Here is a 16,513-nt window from a genome sequence, read left to right on the forward strand (position 1 = left end):
TTATGCTGAAGTACCCCCATATCATCTCTGCGATAATGTTTTTGGCGATGGCTGTGATACAACTGAACGACTCAGATCCGTTGTATTGGGTCTCAGTCTACCTGACTATAGCGGTCGTCGCTGGAGCAAGCTATTTTGGTAGTCACCTGGAGGTACTTTCGAAGGTTGCAATTGGCATGGTGGTAGCTGGTCTCCTCATTTCGGCACCTGGTGTAATGGACTACTTTGCGGCAGAAGACTACGCTTCCATCTTTGGGCGGATGACCGTTGAAAAGCGGTACATTGAATCAGCTCGTGAATTTGGAGGATTGCTCATTTCAGCAGTTTACTTAACGTACTTCGAGGTATCGGCAAGCGCTAGTAATTAGACTATCGCGTTCTAGTAAAAAACAAGATGGAAGAAGCGACGAAATCCTATGACTAAAGTAATCCACTTGCAATCCAGTGACCCACTTATCGGTGACTGGGTGCCAGCTGATTTGTATTCAGACATAGTAATTTCTATTTCAAAGGAAGATGACCAATATATAGTGTCAGTTTTTGATTTAGATGATCACGAAGAAGCTGAAGTATATGAAGTCAAATATGATAATTCAGAGTTATCATTCAATGTGCATTGGGCATCAAATGGCAGATTTATAAAGTACGGATTATTGTTGTCATCAGACACTACCGTCAGGCTAATTTATACATACAGTGGCCAAGAAACCTGGATAAGAAAAGAACCTTAACAAAACGCTCAAGAGTGACAAAGCGCATTAGCTACCTACAGGGTATGAAAACCTGACGTCCAAACTGTCTCGCGGCATTTTGGGCGCAGGTGTTTGCGTCCTTGTAATCAACATACGAAATTAGCGAGGTTTTGAGCTGGTATGACGAAAAATCGATTAAAGCTGGTGCTCAGAGTAGTACTACTTGCTGGGACAGCAATTTCCATGTTCTTTGTGCCTTGGATCTTGGTAAAGGCTTGGATATTGCCGTTACCTGATGGGGTTCAAGATCAATTGGACGAAGCTATTGGTCATGGATTTGATGGAGTGATTGTCTATGTCGGGCAGGCTGGCAAGCCGGCAGAGCTTTACGCCTCTGGGTGGCATGATAGGAAAAGCAGAATACCTGCTGATCCTAAGGCCTTATTTAAAATCGCTAGTATTAGCAAGCTATATGTCGCCGTTGCCGTCACCAAATTGGCTAGTGAAGGACGTTTGTCTTTAGATGAAACGCTTGCTGATTACTTTCCAGAACTTGTGGGGAGAATTGAGCATGCCGATAAGATCACCTTGAGATTTATGGCGCAGCACAGAAGTGGAATTCCCAATTTCACCGACAATCCTGGGTTTTGGCAAAACCCACCTGATAGTGGTGATCAAGCACTTGAATACGCACTTGATTTGCCTGCCAACTTTGAGCCTGATAAGGATTATGGCTATTCAAACACCAATTATTTTTTGCTTTCCAGAATCATTGAGGAAGTCGTGGGTTATAGCCGTCAGCAATATTTCAAGGAGGAGATCTTGCTGCCACTGGGGCTGAAAAATACCTTCGGTTCGCTCAGTGAAGTGAATATGGACGATGTGATGAGTGGCTACTATGTTGGTATTGAGTCAGACTTCAAGAGTGAGCACCAGGGAATGCTAGCTACAGCAGAGGACGTGGGTATATTTCTGCGGGCCTTGAACGATGGCAGATTGCTGAATGATGAAGAACAGGCGCTCTATTCCTCCATTTATGTGTATGAGCATACTGGTTTGGTTCCTGGTTATCAGAGTTTAGCCAAGTACCACAAAGACATTGATACCGTTGTTATTCAATTTAATAATACAACTGATTTCAATGGGTATGATTGGAATTTGGCGGAGATAATATACAGTCGGATTATCAAAATACTGAAAAATAGAGAAGACTCATAGCAAGGATTTTGATTAGTTTAATGCCGCTGAAAAATAGCCTGACACAGTAAGTGATTTTTATGCAACCCTTTGACACTCAGTTTACTCTTTCTCGACATTACCTCGCTGAGTGTTTTGATGAGTCTTTACCTTATGGTAAGAACCCGAATCCTAATTATCTGTTTCCGGCGTCATTTCTAGCTACCGGTGCGGGGTTACTGTTTTTTACCGAGCAACCTAAAGTATTCGGTGGCATGTTAATCGCTTTGGCTGTTTTGGAGCTCATTCATATACGGTTTCGCCGAGCCTGGTGGTTAAGGCGGCAGATGTGGGGGAGGAGTGCCGATAGCGAAGTGACATTGAACATCGATGAAGATGGAGTCCGAACCCAGAGCGCCTATGCGCAAACAGCGCTATTGTGGTCTGATATAGAGCGCGTCATAGAAACAGATTTAGGACTTATTCTGACAACACAATCCGGAGGTCAGCAGTACCTGTCCAAATCGCTATTTTCTACTGAATTGATAATCGAGATTGTTGCGAAAAGTGGTGATTAGGGTTCATTTTCAAAAATGGAGTCGCCAACCACCAGCAGGCTTTCATAAACTATATAGCCCAACCCGTGTTTAGCTAGACCTGAAACCAAGACTAGACACGCTTTTTCTTACCACCGCCGTCGCATCTGGAAATAGTCTGAAAGGGAAATAGTTATGAACTGGTAAATGCTGGGCACCTCTGCAGATATGGTTGCGGCCGTCGCTGTTGTGGTGTCTGTTGTTTATCTTGCGAAACTAATTGAGCAAAGTACCATAGCATCAAATAGTGAAACGGCCGTCGCATTGAGCGACGGTTCGACTATAGAACTCGGCGTTTGAGAGATAAGAGGTTAAATATAATGGCCTATAGTCATGAACAGTTATCTGATATTGAGTTAATTCGAGACGCGACTAAACACTATTCGCGAGGTGTCGACAGGCTAGACGCTGACATTATGAAGCTGGCCTATTGGCCGGAAGCCACCGACGAACATGGCGTGTTCAATGGCAATGCTTGGGATTTTTGTGATTTTTGTATGGAAGCGCACGTGGGCTGGCGCTCTACAATGCACTGCGTCTTTAACCACACGATCGAGTTGGATACAGATGGTATTCATGCTCGTGGTGAGTCATATAACGTTGCGTATCTGTTTAAGGCGGATACATCCCTGTTAGATACCTGGTACGGACGTTACCTGGATGAATACGAAAAACGTGGTGATGAGTGGCGTATTATCAGGAGAGTGTGTGTCCATGAGGGCTCCACCTCCAGCGAGAGCCCGAAGATGGAAATCGAGACGCAGGGATTCCGGCAAGGCTCGTTTGATCGTCCCTCTTCTAACAGGCCGGTTGGGCCCTAGTACACGCTAATCAAAAACGACGATCAATCCATCATAAGAGAGGCTGCATGAGTAGAAAACCCGCGTTTACTTCTTTCTCTGAAACAACTGCAGAGGATTGGGAGAATATATTCTCTGAACAAGCTTCAATGTATACAGAATTGCCGAATCGGATTATCGATCATCTGAAACTTTTGAAGGGTGACTTTTCCGGGTTCCCTGTAGATCGTCTGAACCATTGCCTGCAGACTGCGACACTGGCTCAAGAGGCCGATGAGAGTGAAGAGCACGTTGTCTGCGCGCTGCTTCATGATATTGGCGACACCCTGGCCAGTTTGAATCATGCGGATTTGGCCGCCACAATTTTGCAACCGTTCGTTTCTGAAGAGAATCACTGGATGGTTAAGCATCATGGTATTTTTCAGGGCTATCATTTCTTTCATCACATTGGCCTGGACCGAAATATGCGGGATCAGTTTAGGGGCAGCCCGAATTAACAGAGAACCGCGCATTTCGTGGAGAAGTATGATAACCCTGCCTTTGACCCGGGTAAAAAGGTACTGCCACTGGAGTTCTTTCAACCTTTAGTAACAAACGTTTTTAGTTCACCAAAGCATAGTCTTTACCCTACGGGAGTCGGCACGAACACATCAGGATCATGAGAGGATTCGTCAGTTTCTTTTGCTTTATCAAGGTGTCCTTGAAAGCAGAAATACTGTCGTTGTGCAGTGTGCTTCAACTTTCTCCCAAGCTCTATGCACTTGAAGAGCGCGATACTATTTTTCCTCAAAAGCTCTGGACGGAAATTCGAGTATTGAGAAGCATATTAGGTGGCCGTCTTTTAGTGCTGGTTGACGGCCAGTGGCAGCATTTGGACTCAAATACCTTGAAGCCTCAGACGCCACCAACAGAGCAGCAACAAACCCTGCTTTTGAGCGATGCTGTCAGCAATAATCCGGAAAGGTATGGGCGTATCGTGGGGCGAGAGGGCGAGGTCTACATAACTTCAACTGGAGTTGAGCTAACGCTTGACTGGAATACCTTGAAGATTACCCAATCCGGCACTGATACTAAATTCATTGGCCTCTTGTACAAAATCCACTATTTGCAATGGCTGGGTAACAAGCAGATTAACACTGGCCTTGGCATTGTTGGCCTGTTGGCTCTTTCATTGCTGGCCTACCATGGGTTTATCCTTTATACAAGAAGGCGGAGAGAGGCATCCTAACCAGCTTCCATTCTCGCTTGCAGATGTCCAACAAAACGCGGGCAGGTCAGGTTAGGCATGCTACAGTGCGCTGGGGTGTCAGGAATCGGAGCGCGTCTTCATATGAGTAACGAGCAACCCAACAATCCGTTGCATGGATTAACGTTGGAGATGGTTGTAACGAGCCTGCAAGAGCGCTATGGCTGGGACGGTCTGGCCCAGAGGATTGACATTAATTGCTTTAAAAATGACCCTTCCATTAAGTCATCACTGAAGTTTCTTAGAAAAACCCAATGGGCGAGGGATAAGGTTGAAAGTTTGTATATTTCGACACTTGAACAAAAGTCTCCTTGGGAAAGGGCGAAATAGCCGGATGTGCCTTCGCGCACTCACACCATATTATTGGGCAAGAGCCTGCTGTTGGGAGAAGTATGAAAGTATTGGTACGTAACCTGGATCGTGCAACGACCGAAAAAGAATTGAGTGAGCTGTTTCAAACCTTTGGCAGCGTTCAATCTTGTGATTTGATAATCGATAAAGTCAGTGGTGAATCCAAAGGCTTTGGCTTTATCGAAATGCCAAAGGTGGGGGAGGCAAAGAGCGCTATGAAAGCCCTTAATAACTCCACGTTGGGTAGTAACAAGATTCGGGTCAAAAAGGCGGAAGGCAAGGTTGATTAACAAGGTATCAGAAGCCAAAGTTAGTTGCTCCAATTGCAAGGCTTGTTGCTGCCGTTTAGAGGTCATGATTGTCACTGACACCGGCGTTCCTGATGTTCATGTTGCCGTCGACGAATGGGGTGCAGAAACTATGCTGCGTTTGGATGATGGCTGGTGCTCCGCTATAGATCGTGAAACCTTTTTGTGCACAATCTATGAGAACAGGCCTTTGATCTGCCGAGAATTTGAAATGGGCTCCTATGAATGTATTAGCGAAAGAAAGGAGCAGGGAGTCACTTCATGCTGATAGCAATTTACTCAAACCTGGACATACAAACGTTGGTAGGCAGAGTAGCTGAGTGCTGTGAGGTCAAAAATGCTGCCGATCAATAAGATATTTGGGCTGACTCTGGCGCTCATCGCTTGCTACGCCTGTTACCAAACACTGAGCCAAACCGGGATGATCTATCAGAATTTCACGGCGTTCTTCGAGTCAAGCGTCGCCATGGCCATTTTGGCTACCGCTGCTGTTTTGTTAGTACCCGTGTCGGTTTTGGCGCTGGCGTATCTGGTGAATTTAAATCAACGTAAGTACCTGATACTGCTGCCGCTCTCGCATGCTGCTATTTTGCTACCGGGATTTCTGTCTATCGTTGTAGTGGCTATCGTTCTCGTCTGGTGGTTTTCAAAATACGGCTCGACCGCAGGCTAAAGCGCTCCCAAGAAGCCTGTCAGAGGCGCCACGCGGCCTTCTGTGCCGGTTTCTGCAACATCAAGGCTCGTTAGCAGGGGTTCGCCGTTGCTGGCTTCGGCAATGGTTTTTTTACCTGTCGTGCGGCATGCGTAATGGCAACAGGCGAGTGGGTCTTTGTTTCAGGGGAACTATGTACATACCGAAGCATTTTGAAGTAACTGAACAGCAAGCTACGGCCGGACACTATTCATGACAGATCCAGTTTACAGTAGGCCCCTGATGGCGCCGACAAAGATTCGTGCAATCCTGTTTTTGCAGCCGATGAGCGTGGACCAATGCTAGATAAATATCCAGGCTATGCGGCGCTGGCGGAATGCGAGCAGGAAGGCAAAGACTTTGTAATTAAGTACCAGGATCGCGGGAGTGATGTCTTGCTTATGGCGCCTCATGCGGGCTCTATAGAGCCTAAAACCAGTGAAGTAGTATTGGCAATAGCCGGAGAGGAGATTTCTTACTATCTGTTCGAGGGCATAAAGCCATGCGGTAACTGGGATTTGCATATCACCAGCACTAACTTTGATGAGCCTCAAGCTGTGCGTCTGGCCCAGAACTGCCAGTCGGTGGTCACGATTCATGGCGAAGGTAGCGAGAGTATCGTGGCATTTCTTGGCGGACGGAATGTTGTTCTCAGAGATTCTATCGCCAACTCCCTTAACGATGCTGGCTTCGTCACCGGTCGGCACGACAATCCCCGTCTTCAGGGCGAATCGAAAAACAATATCTGCAATCGCTCCGCTAACGGTGCTGGTGTGCAGTTGGAGCTAGGCAGAGGCCTGCGCAGGCTGTTGTTTGGCTCTGACACGCTGGAAGGTCATTCAACAAGCACCGTGCAGCTCAAAAAATTTGCCGCTGCAGTAAGAAAGGGATTGAGACCGCCGCAAGCTACCTAGTCACCTACTGGTATCAAATTGGTTTGTACGCCCACGCCGTCATTACTTCCTACTCCGTGATCAATATAGCTTATTGCGTCATGAATAGTGGCAAACATGGTCTGCGGTGTAATGTAGATTTTTAGTGGCGAATTGAACAATGAATCCCTGACAGGACCAATAGCATTGGTAATGTAAAAGCACACATCCTGCTTGGACAGTGTCTCTATCAATTTTTGCATAGCGCGGATGGCAGTAGTGTCGATGCTGTTGACCGCCTCCGCATCGAAAATCACTGCCCTTAAAGCGTCAGGATTTTCACGCTGCTGCATCCAGCGGTAGATGCTCTGCACAAAATAGTCGGCATTTGCGAAAAAAAGCGGCGCGTCAAATCTAAAAATCAGAACGTCTTCGCGAATGATGACTTCGTCAAAACGGTCTACATTCCGAAACAGTTTGCCGTCCATGATGGCGCCCAATTCCGCCATATGAGGGCGCGCACTGTTGTATATGAGCTTGGCAATCGACAGGATAACGCCTGCCAGCAGCCCTTGCTGTACGCCCAGTAAAATTGTCAGCGCAAAGGTCACCAGCATCACAATAGCTTCGTTTCGGTTTTGAGACAGTAGCGACTTCATGTCATGGTATTTGAAAAGCCCATAAACCGAAATGACAATAATGCCTGCAAGCAGAGGTTTGGGTAGCGGGTAACTGGCGAATAGCGGAGTACAAAATAGCACGATGATGATGATCATAAACGACGAGACGACCGCGGATACCTGGGTGAGTGCCCCGGCTTTGACGAAAGCAGCGCTGCGCGAAAAACTTGCCGATACCGGAAATGCTTTGAAAAATGCGCCGACAAAGTTAGCAGCTCCCATGGCTATCAGTTCCTGATTGGGCTTTACAAAGAATTTGTCGGTAGGTTTTTCTTGCGCCTTACAAATCGACATGCTGCCGACATAACCCATTAAAGACACCGTAAACGCAGTGGGGATGAGCGCAACAAGTTGCTCCAGCGTAGGGGAGGGTACGCGGGGTAATGGCAGGCCTTGTGGGATGAAAGCAATGACCTCTATACCGTTGGCTTGCGCATTCCATATACCGGAACACAGCATGCCCACTATCAAGAGCAGCAGCGCACTGGGGAGTTTCGGAAACCAGCGCTGAAAGACCCACAGGAACGCAATGCCACAAGCGCTAACGGCAACAGTAAGCCAGTGCCAGCTTTCGTATGCGCCGACAAACTGCATAAGGCGGGTGACGGTATTTCGTCCCTCCACACTTACTCCCAATAAGCTCTCGAACTGACTGACGGTGATCACCACTGCAGCCGCGCAGGTGTATCCGAGAATGACCGGGTAAGACAGGAAGCTGGCTATAAAGCCGAATCTGATAAAGCCGAAGAAGGCCTGTATCAGTCCCACCATCAGGGTTAGTGAGATGGCCATTTCCAGGTACTGGTCACTACCCGGTTCAGCTAACAAGCTTAGGCCGGTAAGAATGAGTATCGAGTCTAGCGCGACAGGTCCGATAGAGAGTTTGTTTGAGGTGCCCAAAAGAGCGTAAATAATGGGCGGGATAATACAGGCGTAGAGGCCGTATTCAACTGGCAGGCCGGCAACCAGGGCGTAGGCCATGCTCTGGGGGATGAGCATGGCTGCGATAGTGATACCTGAGAGCAGATCTCCGCTAAAGGAACGTCGATTGTAACCCTCGAGCCAGCGCAGGCCTGGCAAATAGCGGTCGTTTAGTCGCATGGTGTTCTTGACGCTCCGGGCTCAGTTTTAGTCGCTTTACTGACGCCTGCTCGGTCAGCCTTACAGGGAAGCGACGTAATTGTAGCGCTGTGGTAGCCACCGCAGCAAATAGCTCGAAACATCGATCTTGTGACGGCCGAGAAATCTGTATACCGAATAGCAAAGTGGTAGAATTTTAGCAGCAGATGAACCACTGCAACGATACGTTTTGGGGAACAACGCTATGCCTAACTATAACTCGCTGGCTCAACGACGGAAGCGGTATTTGCCAGTTTTAGGTCTGGTGGTTGCTGTACTCGCCGTACCGGGAAAATCACAAAACAAGCTGGCAGAGCTTGACGGGCTGCCCGTGCAGCTGTCAGGTCAGGAGATATTGGAGGCCTTTGCCAATGTGCGCGATGATGCCACAGTGCAAGATGCAGCGGAAACGCGTGCTGTCAATTATTGGTACGCCGACGGCCGATTTGTTAATCGCTGGAGCAATGACAAGGACTCGGGCAGCGTAATCGGGTCTTGGCGTGTAAAGGGCGATCTGCGCTGTATTACTATTATCTCCGGGCTCCCCGACCGGTTGGGCCAGGAAAGCTGTAATCCGGTTTTTCGCAGAGGCAATGATTATATGTCATTTAACGCCGATGGCAGCGTGCACGGTATCCATGCCTTATCGGCGTTGCCGCTAGTCCCTAAATAGCGGAACATGATGCTTGGGTATCTGGCGAACAATGAGGAACGATGATTGTGTTAACTGGAGAATGCTTTTGCGGAGCCGTTAAGTACAAGATTGAGGGTGACCTCAACGCCATGTACTACTGCCATTGCTCTCAGTGTCGCAAACTGACAGGGTCATCATTTGCAACCAATGGATCGGTAGACGCCAGTCTTTTTACCGTAACCCGCGGGCAAACGCATTTGGATAAAGTGCCGTGGGCTGAGCATTTTCGCCACCATTGCAAAAAATGCCACAGTTGGGTTTACGGCGAATCTGAGTCTTATCCGGGTTTGATATTTATACCCTGCGGGACATTAAACGAAGCTCCTAATAGGCCAGTAGATCATCATGTGTGTGTCGCCTCAAAGGCGCAGTGGGTCACTATAAACGACGACTTGCCGCAATATGAAGGCCAGCAACCCACTCAGAGCCTGGCAGGTGATTGACGTCATGCCAACTTGCACTAGTGCTAATGAATAAAATAAACCCCAAGAAGCTATTGGGCAGTAAGTGGACTGCAGTGACGCCTATTAATCGGGAGAAGCACTTCATCGTAACCGAGGTTGAGTGTGATGAAGAGGATACGGTCATAGCCTGCTGTATAGAAGCCGTGATGTCTAAGCGGTCGATGATTATTGACTGGCATGATTTGAAGGATGAGGGGCAGTGGGCCCATGGCTGGTAGAGCTCAGAGGTATCAAAGTTCGAGGCAATAGAGGACCCTGCGCGTGAGCGGACAGTCTTTTCAAGACTAGAAAACGCTGACGCTTTTGGCGTGGTCATTAAGTTGGTTCAGATGGTGTTGACCTCACCAGGACAGCGCCCCAGAAAGAGTAATACTCGCCAGCCTTATCGAGGTCGTTGTTGTGGGGTGGGGGCGAGGTGTATAAGGCCGTTCCATAGGTTAGTCTGCGACGGGAGCGCTCAAGAGAGTGTACCTCTTGTACTCATTGTTTCATCGACGAGGATTGTTATGTTGTCCAGAAATGTCAGTATTTATCCACTGTTAGCGGCCGCTTTATTGCTGGCAGCAGGGTGCCAGGAGGATGCCTCAGTAGGCCCAGCTGCAGGTAGTTTTGATGAGGTTGGTTACGTCAATGTGCGACATGAACCTCAGCACCGGCACGAATTCGAAAATGAGGCGATAAGAATCTACGATGTGCTTTTACCGCCCGGATACGTAACCCTGCATCATGCTCATACCGAGGATACGATTTACCTTGTGGTGCGTGGTTCTACGTTGAGGACCAAGGCACTTATCGGGTCATCTTCGCTACCCATAGCGCTGCCGGTTCCTAGCGGGACTGTGCTTTGGAGCGCACATAAGGCAGAGCCAGTTGTTCACGAAGTGACCAACGAAGGCGACGGCGCTGCCAGGTTGGTTGGCGTAGAGCTGAAGTACGAACAGTCGGGGTTTACGCGTCCGGTTTTATCAAGTCAGGGTCTGCAGTTGGACGATACCTATGCCAAGGTTAGGGTGTATGACCTGACGCTCGAGCCCGGGGAGAGTACCGCTGAATTGGATATAGACTTCTCTGGGTTAATGATCGCTAAAACAGAAGCTTCTGTTACGATCAGTGGGGGGCAGCAATCCCGAACCGGCTCTTACGAGCCTGCGTCATGGGAGTTGCTGGAGGCACCGGGCAAGCTGATGATTACCAACGTGGGAATCTCCACATTTAATGCAATGCTGTATGAATACCCGTGAAGCTTCTGCCGGTCTGGAATCGAGAGCTTAGATGTGAGAGTAACACTTCGCACAATTTGGGTTTTGCTGGTTAGCCTGCCAAGAGTGTCTACTGCACAACAGAGCACTGCCCAATCTGATGCCCAAACCCAAATAGCTTGGCAAGCAGTTTTCGACGTAGTGGCATTCTGGCTTGAATAGGCAGGTTCCAAAGGTGGGCTTACCCGGGTTCCGTCAGACGCCTACCCTGAATACGGGCACGTGCAGGAGGGTGACACGCTGATGGTACAGCGACAACACGGCTTATGTCTGATGGAGTCGTTTTATAACCGCTGGCACAGCGCGCTAATGATGGCAGGCGTGGGGATGATGCCATGAACGACTATGGGGCCTGTCCCTGCGTTTTTCATGGAAACACCTCGTAGTCACCGGTGAGCAAGCAATGTGTTTCAAGGGGTGATCTATCGCTATAATAGGTGAGTGTTTTTGTGGTCAGGTGCAGTATCGCATTGACGGTACGTTGCGTGATGCCCGCTCCTGTCATTGCTCACGCTGCAGAAAGGCTTTTAGTTCTCAGGCGTCGGCATACGCGTTGGTGGATCCTGCCGATTTCAGCTGGCTCAGCGGTGAAGAACTGCTGACCTCCTATGCCAGTGAGCAGGGCTTTGGGCTGCAGTTCTGCAAGCTATGTGGGTCGACGCTCTGCGGCATCTATAACGATGAAGTCCATGGGGTCACCTTGGGGTGTTTGAACGGTGACCCGGATGTGGAGCTGGGCCGACATATTTATGTGGGGTCCAAGGCTTCATGGGAAGTCATCGCCACGGGCGTGCCTCAGTACATAGAAGATGCTGAATAGTGGTGGAATTTGGCAGAGCATCCGGTCTTGGATGAATTCCTGGCCGCTATGTTGGCCAGCGGTTAGCATTGTTATTACAGACTAAGGAGCAGCTTTACCCATGATCGACCATGTTTCGGTAGGCGTTATTGACCTGCACAAGGCAGCAGAGTTTTATCGTGCAGTATTTGCGCCATTGGGGGTTTCGCAGGTGATTGAAAAACCCGGCAGTATTGGGTTTGGCAAGAAATACCCGGAGTTCTGGATTAATGAACGCTCAAGCCTTGCTGTTCCAGGCTCTGACAATGGGACCCATGTTTGTCTGCGCGCTGCCTCAAAAGAGGTCGTGATCGAGTTCTACAATATTGCTATGGCTAACGGAGCGAGCAGCAGTGGGGAGCCCGGTTATCGCGAGGAGTATCGGGCGCCGGATTACCGCGATGCAACCCATCCCGGTTACTACGCAGCGTTCATTCGCGATCCGTATGAAAATCATGTAGAAGTGGTCACGTTTGTCACCCAGTAATACTGGGTGACAAATTTTCAACATAATGTGTTTGGACGTTTAATTGATGGAATTCTTGGCAGAGGAAACGGTGGCTTGTCCTTACTGTGGCGAGCAAATAGAGGTACTGATTGATGCGCAGGAGGCTGGCCAGAATTACATTGAAGATTGTCAGGTCTGCTGCCGACCGATTGTGTTTGTTGTTGCTGCCTGCGCGGATGGGTCTTTGGCCGTCTCTGTGCATAGCGAGGACGAGGCTGTCTGAAGTGATGTCAGGAATGCCGCAGTGCTAACAATAGAACCCTATACCGGTGCAGTGACAGATGCGCTCTGGCAGCTGTTGCTGGAGGCTGATCCTGACAGGGCGGCGGTTAGTCGCTATTTGGCAAGTGGTGAGATAGTGATTGCCTATTGGGAGCACGCCATTGTCGGGGTCGCCGTGCTTACCGCGCTTGACGGTGAGTATGAGTTGAGAAATATCTCGGTTGCAGGCTCTCACCAAGGCCGCGGTATTGCCAAAGCGCTTATCGCAGCAGTAAAGGCAAGAGCAACATCCCTGGGAGCCAATCGCCTGCTGGTAGGTACCGGTAACTCCAGTCTGGATCAGTTCGCGCTCTATCAAAAATCAGGTTTTCGGTTTGAGCGGATAGAGCGCGACTATTTTGCCGGCTATCAGCCGCCTATTTGTGAAAATGGCATTCGGTGTCTGGACAGAATTTGCCTATACGCTGACCTGAGCCAGTAGGCCGGAGCTGGAGGTCAGTTAGACTTTCAGTGCTGTGCACTGCGGTCCAGCACTAACTGCCAGCCCGCTTCGCCGGCGTGGAGTTGATACTCAAGTTGGCGTATGCCGCCACTGGGTGCGCTGTTGGTGTCACCCTGGTTATACACCGGATAGCGTCGCACCAGACGATTTCCCACGAGAGCAAATTCGTCATGGCCCATATAGCCTTGCGCCTCGGCCTCTTTGTTGCTCAACTCCGGTAGATAAATAGGGCTAAGGCTTTTGCCTGCATTGACCGCATAAGCGACCAGTGAGCCGTAACTGCCGCTGCCAGCTGAACTTATAGAGGTGTAAATTTCGGGCCAGCCATTGCCATCCAAATCTGCCATTTCCGTTTTGTTGGCAGTGCCATCGATGATGTCGCTAAAACTCGCTGGCCCATTGGCCAGACCATTAACTTGCAGCGCCAGGGTGTTGATGGAACCGGTAGCGGATGCCTTTACTGTGAAGCGCAACGATCCCCAGGTTAGGGTGCAGCCATCGCCTTTGGTGAGTGCGGTGGCATCGCAGCCAAGCGCTGGCATAGACCAATAGACGTAGAGGAACTGCTTGCCACTTTGAAAGATAAGGCCGTCCTTACCCAGACCGCGACGGCGATAGACGCGGCTGCCGTCCTGATCTGTGTAGTTACCCGGCGCGCTGTCTTCTGGCGACAAGTCTAGCAAGGGTATGTCGGTCTCGGACTCTATGGTGATATAGCCCTGACGTTGGGAGAAGCTGCATGGTGTAGTGCTGTTACGCGGTGCGCCGTATTCACTGACGAGCTCGCAGTGTGCCTGCACAGTGTCTGCTGTTGCCGTTTGATGTAGTGCTGTGATGAGCAGGGTGAGCAGTATCCTGCCGAGAGCTAGAGGGGATAGCTTAATAGGGTGTCTCCTGTGGTGTGTTACTGGCTTCGGCACCATAAGCTTAGTCCAGCGAGGACCATTGCCGCTCTGGATACAGCGCGACTGCCGGTGCAAACAGCCATTCGTCGCGGTAGGTCTTGCGGGCCAGATACTGTAGTAGTTTCTCGTCATTCAATTGCTCTGCTTCTATAGCGCTTACCAATGCTGTTTGTGCGCTATTGAGGTCGGCATAGACATGCCCCATCAGTTCGCCTATTTCCTCGGTCTCGATGCTGGCGAGAGCGGGGCCAAAGCGTTGCTGCCGGTCCATGCATTCGATCAGGCGTACAGCGTCACCGGCGCGCGATTTTGCAAAAGCGTTGTCAGTGCGCGTTAGCACATCACGGCGCAGGCTACCTATGGCCGCGCTGGCCAGTAAGTCAGGCGCCGTGTTGTTGGTCGGCATAGTTGGGCGCTCTATAGCAATACCCATCGCGTCAGCAATACCTTCACAGGTAGATCGGTCGGTGACATAGCGGTAGCACAGATACCATGCCAGTGATTCCTGCTCCGGCGGGTTTGCGCATACCGCATGTATGGGGATCATGCCGCGCACGTTTTGCTGGATGCGGTAGTACTGGGCTGAAAAACGTTGGTAGGGCAGGCCGGATTCCTGTTCGTAGAGTTTGAATAGTCCGTCCAGGCCGCCGCTGGGGTTCCAGAACTCGCGCACACAGATATTGCCCAGATCCTCCATGGGGTCGCCCCAATGCCCCCACTCCCAGTCGACCACGACGCTGACTTTGTCTTGCTGAAACATAAAGTTGACCGGTCCGGTATCGCCTTGCACCAGTGCCATATGCGGGACATCGGTTGGAATGTGCCGACGCAGCCACTGCACGCCATAGGTCAGTAGTGGGTCGGTATAGTTACTCAGAAAGCGTTTGAAGTTGCGCAGTTGCAGATCAAGGTCGCCCAGTGCCAGCTCCGCCGCGGTCTGAGGCTTTGGGCCCAGGACATCGCCAAGCCGGAGCTTGTCCACGTCCAGGCGGTGTAGGCGGGCGATCACGGTAATAAAGTCTTCCATGATGGCGCGCTGACGTTGCTGGTCTTCCAGCTTGTCGATATCCGAGCGGCCGCCATCGCGCGATAGCAGTGCGGCGCAGTGGACGTCGCTCCAGGCCAGTAATTGCGGCACAGGAATAGTCGTTTTGCTCAGGCTCTCGCAGATGCGGGCCTCCTTATGAAGCGAGGTGGCGCTACCGGCTATAGGATTGCGGTCGAGCCGCAGAAAGCCCTCGGTGACGGCTCCGTCGGGCGCCGTGATATCGACTACCCAGGCCTCGCGTCTGGCGATATGCCGCTCCAGGCGGGTAATAGAGCCACCTGCAGTTTGCTCTACCCATTGATATAGCCCGTCCGGTAGATCATGGAAAAATTCGCTCATGGGCAGGTCCGTCTATCGATCGTTGGTAAACGGATATATAGCCCCAGCGAGTTGGCAAGAACAACCCCAGAAGCGAAAATTGGCTTCCGCAGCGCATTCTTTAAGCGCTCTGGTTGGCATATTCAACCAATCGCGACTCTCAGCGCTGGCGTAGGGTGGTTACGTGGTAATCCTGTGGTCAAGCGAGTAGGCTTTCGTTCCCTCACGTACAGCATGGTCCGGGTGCCTTATGAACGAAGAACAACAGCAAGCCTTTGAAGACTTGATATACAGTTATGTCGGCAAGGTGGTGTGTCAGCGCATGCCAGCCAAGGACGCCGTTAATGAACCGATGATTCGTCATTGGGCGGAAGCCATTGGCGACAATAATCCAGCCTATTCAGACCCGCAGTGGGCGGCCGACAGCCAGCGTGGCAAGATGATTGCCCCGCCGGCCATGATGTATAGCTGGGGACAGGAAGGCTTTCCAGTGGTTGCACAGGGGCGTACGCCTGATGCGCAAAGTGAACTGGTAGAAAGGTTCAATGAAAACGGTTTCTTTGGCACTCTGGGTACCAATGTCAAGCAGGAGTACTTCAAGGAAGTCGGCATTGGTGACACGGTTTACATGGAAATGGTGGTGGATAATATTTCTGAACAAAAAGCGACCGGGCGCGGTATCGGCTACTTTTTTGAGACGCTGGCGACCTTCAGCGACCAGCATGGCGACCCGATTGGAACTCAGCGCTTCAGGGTTCTCAAGTTTATTCCGCCTGCAGAGCAGGCCGCGGCCAGTAGCAGTGATAACGACGAGGCGCTGGAAGTACCAACCCGCATAGCGTCGCCGCGAGGGCATGACAACAAGTGGTGGTGGGACGCCTGTGACGAAGGCAAAGTGCTGATTCAGCGCTGTAAGAACTGCCAGACTCTGCGGCATCCGCCGCGGCCCATGTGTGGTGAGTGCCAGTCTATGGAATGGGATTCCATAGAGTCGACCTTAGCAGGTGAGGTGCTCAGTTTCACCGAGCTGCACCACCCCAAGATTCCCGGCTACCAGTATCCGCTGGTATGCGCGGTGATCAAGTTGGCTGAAGGTACTAACCTGGTGGCCAATGTAGTGGGCTGTGAGCCTGAGGCGGTGCACATCGGCATGCAGCTGCAGGGTAAAGTCGAGCAGATAGACGCCAAGACCATGTTGCCGCAGTTTTACCCGGCCTGAGCCAC

At 50.5% G+C, this 16,513-nt stretch carries 24 protein-coding genes; 21 read left to right on the top strand and 3 right to left on the bottom strand.

Annotated elements, in window-relative coordinates; translation table 11 throughout:
- Positions 1-2: 2 nt before the first annotated feature.
- From EYC98_RS19955 to EYC98_RS20010, 12 genes are all read left to right on the top strand, one after another.
- Positions 3-368 (top strand): transmembrane 220 family protein, encoded by a 366-nt coding sequence (locus EYC98_RS19955; protein WP_279247163.1) that lies wholly within the window; start codon positions 3-5, stop codon positions 366-368.
- 48 nt (positions 369-416) lie between these two features.
- On the top strand, positions 417-731 hold the full coding sequence (locus tag EYC98_RS19960; protein WP_279247164.1) for a hypothetical protein: 315 nt from the start codon (positions 417-419) through the stop codon (positions 729-731).
- Positions 732-872: 141 nt separating this feature from the next.
- The gene (locus EYC98_RS19965; RefSeq protein WP_279247165.1) at positions 873-1,910 is read left to right on the top strand and encodes a serine hydrolase domain-containing protein; all 1,038 of its coding nucleotides are present in this window, start codon (positions 873-875) and stop codon (positions 1,908-1,910) included.
- 59 nt (positions 1,911-1,969) lie between these two features.
- Positions 1,970-2,446 carry a YcxB family protein gene (locus EYC98_RS19970; protein WP_279247166.1) on the top strand — a complete coding sequence of 159 codons (477 nt, stop codon included), beginning with the start codon at positions 1,970-1,972 and terminating at the stop codon, positions 2,444-2,446.
- 338 nt (positions 2,447-2,784) lie between these two features.
- Positions 2,785-3,285, top strand: a complete 501-nt coding sequence (locus EYC98_RS19975; RefSeq protein ID WP_279247167.1) for a nuclear transport factor 2 family protein — start codon at positions 2,785-2,787, stop codon at positions 3,283-3,285.
- A 47-nt stretch (positions 3,286-3,332) separates the two neighbouring features.
- A complete protein-coding gene (locus EYC98_RS19980) occupies positions 3,333-3,761 on the top strand; it encodes an HD domain-containing protein (protein WP_279247168.1) in 429 nt (142 codons plus the stop codon).
- A gap of 203 nt (positions 3,762-3,964) precedes the next feature.
- Positions 3,965-4,492 carry a hypothetical protein gene (locus EYC98_RS19985; protein WP_279247169.1) on the top strand — a complete coding sequence of 176 codons (528 nt, stop codon included), beginning with the start codon at positions 3,965-3,967 and terminating at the stop codon, positions 4,490-4,492.
- A 102-nt stretch (positions 4,493-4,594) separates the two neighbouring features.
- Complete coding sequence (locus tag EYC98_RS19990; RefSeq protein ID WP_279247170.1) at positions 4,595-4,840, top strand: VF530 family protein; 246 nt, start codon at positions 4,595-4,597, stop codon at positions 4,838-4,840.
- 62 nt (positions 4,841-4,902) lie between these two features.
- Positions 4,903-5,151 (top strand): RNA recognition motif domain-containing protein, encoded by a 249-nt coding sequence (locus EYC98_RS19995; RefSeq protein ID WP_279247171.1) that lies wholly within the window; start codon positions 4,903-4,905, stop codon positions 5,149-5,151.
- Positions 5,144-5,437, top strand: coding sequence for a YkgJ family cysteine cluster protein (locus EYC98_RS20000; protein WP_279247172.1), 294 nt, complete (start codon positions 5,144-5,146; stop codon positions 5,435-5,437). The genes EYC98_RS19995 and EYC98_RS20000 overlap by 8 nt, the downstream gene beginning before the upstream one ends.
- 69 nt (positions 5,438-5,506) lie before the next feature.
- Positions 5,507-5,842, top strand: coding sequence for a hypothetical protein (locus EYC98_RS20005; RefSeq protein ID WP_279247173.1), 336 nt, complete (start codon positions 5,507-5,509; stop codon positions 5,840-5,842).
- 317 nt (positions 5,843-6,159) lie between these two features.
- Positions 6,160-6,774: a poly-gamma-glutamate hydrolase family protein gene (locus tag EYC98_RS20010; protein WP_279247174.1), complete on the top strand. Its 615-nt coding sequence runs from the start codon at positions 6,160-6,162 to the stop codon at positions 6,772-6,774.
- On the opposite strand, the gene EYC98_RS20015 is transcribed toward EYC98_RS20010, so the two are convergent.
- Positions 6,771-8,513 (bottom strand): SulP family inorganic anion transporter, encoded by a 1,743-nt coding sequence (locus EYC98_RS20015; protein ID WP_279247175.1) that lies wholly within the window; start codon positions 8,511-8,513, stop codon positions 6,771-6,773. The two genes, EYC98_RS20010 and EYC98_RS20015, sit on opposite strands and share 4 nt — an antisense overlap.
- A 223-nt stretch (positions 8,514-8,736) precedes the next feature.
- Between EYC98_RS20015 and EYC98_RS20020 the strand changes: the two genes are divergently transcribed.
- The 8 genes from EYC98_RS20020 to EYC98_RS20050 all read left to right on the top strand — a co-directional run bounded on the left by EYC98_RS20020 (position 8,737) and on the right by EYC98_RS20050 (position 12,997).
- Positions 8,737-9,204, top strand: coding sequence for a hypothetical protein (locus EYC98_RS20020; RefSeq protein WP_279247176.1), 468 nt, complete (start codon positions 8,737-8,739; stop codon positions 9,202-9,204).
- A 41-nt stretch (positions 9,205-9,245) separates the two neighbouring features.
- On the top strand, positions 9,246-9,668 hold the full coding sequence (locus tag EYC98_RS21820) for a GFA family protein (RefSeq protein WP_478219252.1): 423 nt from the start codon (positions 9,246-9,248) through the stop codon (positions 9,666-9,668).
- 26 nt (positions 9,669-9,694) lie between these two features.
- The gene (locus EYC98_RS20025; protein WP_279247177.1) at positions 9,695-9,907 is read left to right on the top strand and encodes a TIGR02450 family Trp-rich protein; all 213 of its coding nucleotides are present in this window, start codon (positions 9,695-9,697) and stop codon (positions 9,905-9,907) included.
- A 288-nt stretch (positions 9,908-10,195) separates the two neighbouring features.
- Positions 10,196-10,930: a cupin domain-containing protein gene (locus EYC98_RS20030; RefSeq protein WP_279247178.1), complete on the top strand. Its 735-nt coding sequence runs from the start codon at positions 10,196-10,198 to the stop codon at positions 10,928-10,930.
- A 451-nt stretch (positions 10,931-11,381) separates the two neighbouring features.
- The gene (locus EYC98_RS20035; protein WP_478219253.1) at positions 11,382-11,768 is read left to right on the top strand and encodes a GFA family protein; all 387 of its coding nucleotides are present in this window, start codon (positions 11,382-11,384) and stop codon (positions 11,766-11,768) included.
- A gap of 100 nt (positions 11,769-11,868) precedes the next feature.
- Positions 11,869-12,273 (top strand): VOC family protein, encoded by a 405-nt coding sequence (locus tag EYC98_RS20040; RefSeq protein WP_279247180.1) that lies wholly within the window; start codon positions 11,869-11,871, stop codon positions 12,271-12,273.
- 46 nt (positions 12,274-12,319) lie between these two features.
- Positions 12,320-12,517, top strand: coding sequence for a CPXCG motif-containing cysteine-rich protein (locus EYC98_RS20045; protein WP_279247181.1), 198 nt, complete (start codon positions 12,320-12,322; stop codon positions 12,515-12,517).
- A gap of 21 nt (positions 12,518-12,538) precedes the next feature.
- Positions 12,539-12,997, top strand: coding sequence for a GNAT family N-acetyltransferase (locus tag EYC98_RS20050; protein WP_279247182.1), 459 nt, complete (start codon positions 12,539-12,541; stop codon positions 12,995-12,997).
- 26 nt (positions 12,998-13,023) lie between these two features.
- On the opposite strand, the gene EYC98_RS20055 is transcribed toward EYC98_RS20050, so the two are convergent.
- A complete protein-coding gene (locus EYC98_RS20055) occupies positions 13,024-13,818 on the bottom strand; it encodes a hypothetical protein (protein WP_279247183.1) in 795 nt (264 codons plus the stop codon).
- A 127-nt stretch (positions 13,819-13,945) separates the two neighbouring features.
- Positions 13,946-15,310: a phosphotransferase family protein gene (locus tag EYC98_RS20060; RefSeq protein WP_279247184.1), complete on the bottom strand. Its 1,365-nt coding sequence runs from the start codon at positions 15,308-15,310 to the stop codon at positions 13,946-13,948.
- Positions 15,311-15,539: 229 nt separating this feature from the next.
- On the opposite strand from EYC98_RS20060, the gene EYC98_RS20065 reads away from it, so the two are divergent.
- Complete coding sequence (locus EYC98_RS20065) at positions 15,540-16,508, top strand: bifunctional MaoC family dehydratase N-terminal/OB-fold nucleic acid binding domain-containing protein (RefSeq protein ID WP_279247185.1); 969 nt, start codon at positions 15,540-15,542, stop codon at positions 16,506-16,508.
- The last annotated feature ends 5 nt before the right edge of the window (positions 16,509-16,513 follow it).

The organism is Candidatus Litorirhabdus singularis (assembly GCF_026262625.1).
In the GTDB taxonomy this organism is placed as follows: Bacteria; Pseudomonadota; Gammaproteobacteria; order Pseudomonadales; family Halieaceae; genus Litorirhabdus; species Litorirhabdus singularis.

Bases quoted from the DNA above. Each gene is read 5' to 3' on its own strand.
- EYC98_RS20010 (WP_279247174.1), top strand. From the start codon at position 6,160: ATGCTAGATAAATATCCAGGCTATGCGGCGCTGGCGGAATGCGAGCAG.
- EYC98_RS21820 (WP_478219252.1), top strand. From the start codon at position 9,246: ATGATTGTGTTAACTGGAGAATGCTTTTGCGGAGCCGTTAAGTACAAG.
- EYC98_RS19965 (WP_279247165.1), top strand. From the start codon at position 873: ATGACGAAAAATCGATTAAAGCTGGTGCTCAGAGTAGTACTACTTGCT.
- EYC98_RS20040 (WP_279247180.1), top strand. From the start codon at position 11,869: ATGATCGACCATGTTTCGGTAGGCGTTATTGACCTGCACAAGGCAGCA.
- EYC98_RS20045 (WP_279247181.1), top strand. From the start codon at position 12,320: ATGGAATTCTTGGCAGAGGAAACGGTGGCTTGTCCTTACTGTGGCGAG.
- EYC98_RS20005 (WP_279247173.1), top strand. From the start codon at position 5,507: ATGCTGCCGATCAATAAGATATTTGGGCTGACTCTGGCGCTCATCGCT.
- EYC98_RS19980 (WP_279247168.1), top strand. From the start codon at position 3,333: ATGAGTAGAAAACCCGCGTTTACTTCTTTCTCTGAAACAACTGCAGAG.
- EYC98_RS19995 (WP_279247171.1), top strand. From the start codon at position 4,903: ATGAAAGTATTGGTACGTAACCTGGATCGTGCAACGACCGAAAAAGAA.
- EYC98_RS19960 (WP_279247164.1), top strand. From the start codon at position 417: ATGACTAAAGTAATCCACTTGCAATCCAGTGACCCACTTATCGGTGAC.
- EYC98_RS20020 (WP_279247176.1), top strand. From the start codon at position 8,737: ATGCCTAACTATAACTCGCTGGCTCAACGACGGAAGCGGTATTTGCCA.
- EYC98_RS20060 (WP_279247184.1), bottom strand. From the start codon at position 15,310: ATGAGCGAATTTTTCCATGATCTACCGGACGGGCTATATCAATGGGTA.
- EYC98_RS20030 (WP_279247178.1), top strand. From the start codon at position 10,196: ATGTTGTCCAGAAATGTCAGTATTTATCCACTGTTAGCGGCCGCTTTA.
- EYC98_RS19975 (WP_279247167.1), top strand. From the start codon at position 2,785: ATGGCCTATAGTCATGAACAGTTATCTGATATTGAGTTAATTCGAGAC.
- EYC98_RS19955 (WP_279247163.1), top strand. From the start codon at position 3: ATGCTGAAGTACCCCCATATCATCTCTGCGATAATGTTTTTGGCGATG.
- EYC98_RS19990 (WP_279247170.1), top strand. From the start codon at position 4,595: ATGAGTAACGAGCAACCCAACAATCCGTTGCATGGATTAACGTTGGAG.
- EYC98_RS20015 (WP_279247175.1), bottom strand. From the start codon at position 8,513: ATGCGACTAAACGACCGCTATTTGCCAGGCCTGCGCTGGCTCGAGGGT.
- EYC98_RS20025 (WP_279247177.1), top strand. From the start codon at position 9,695: ATGAATAAAATAAACCCCAAGAAGCTATTGGGCAGTAAGTGGACTGCA.
- EYC98_RS20065 (WP_279247185.1), top strand. From the start codon at position 15,540: ATGAACGAAGAACAACAGCAAGCCTTTGAAGACTTGATATACAGTTAT.
- EYC98_RS19970 (WP_279247166.1), top strand. From the start codon at position 1,970: ATGCAACCCTTTGACACTCAGTTTACTCTTTCTCGACATTACCTCGCT.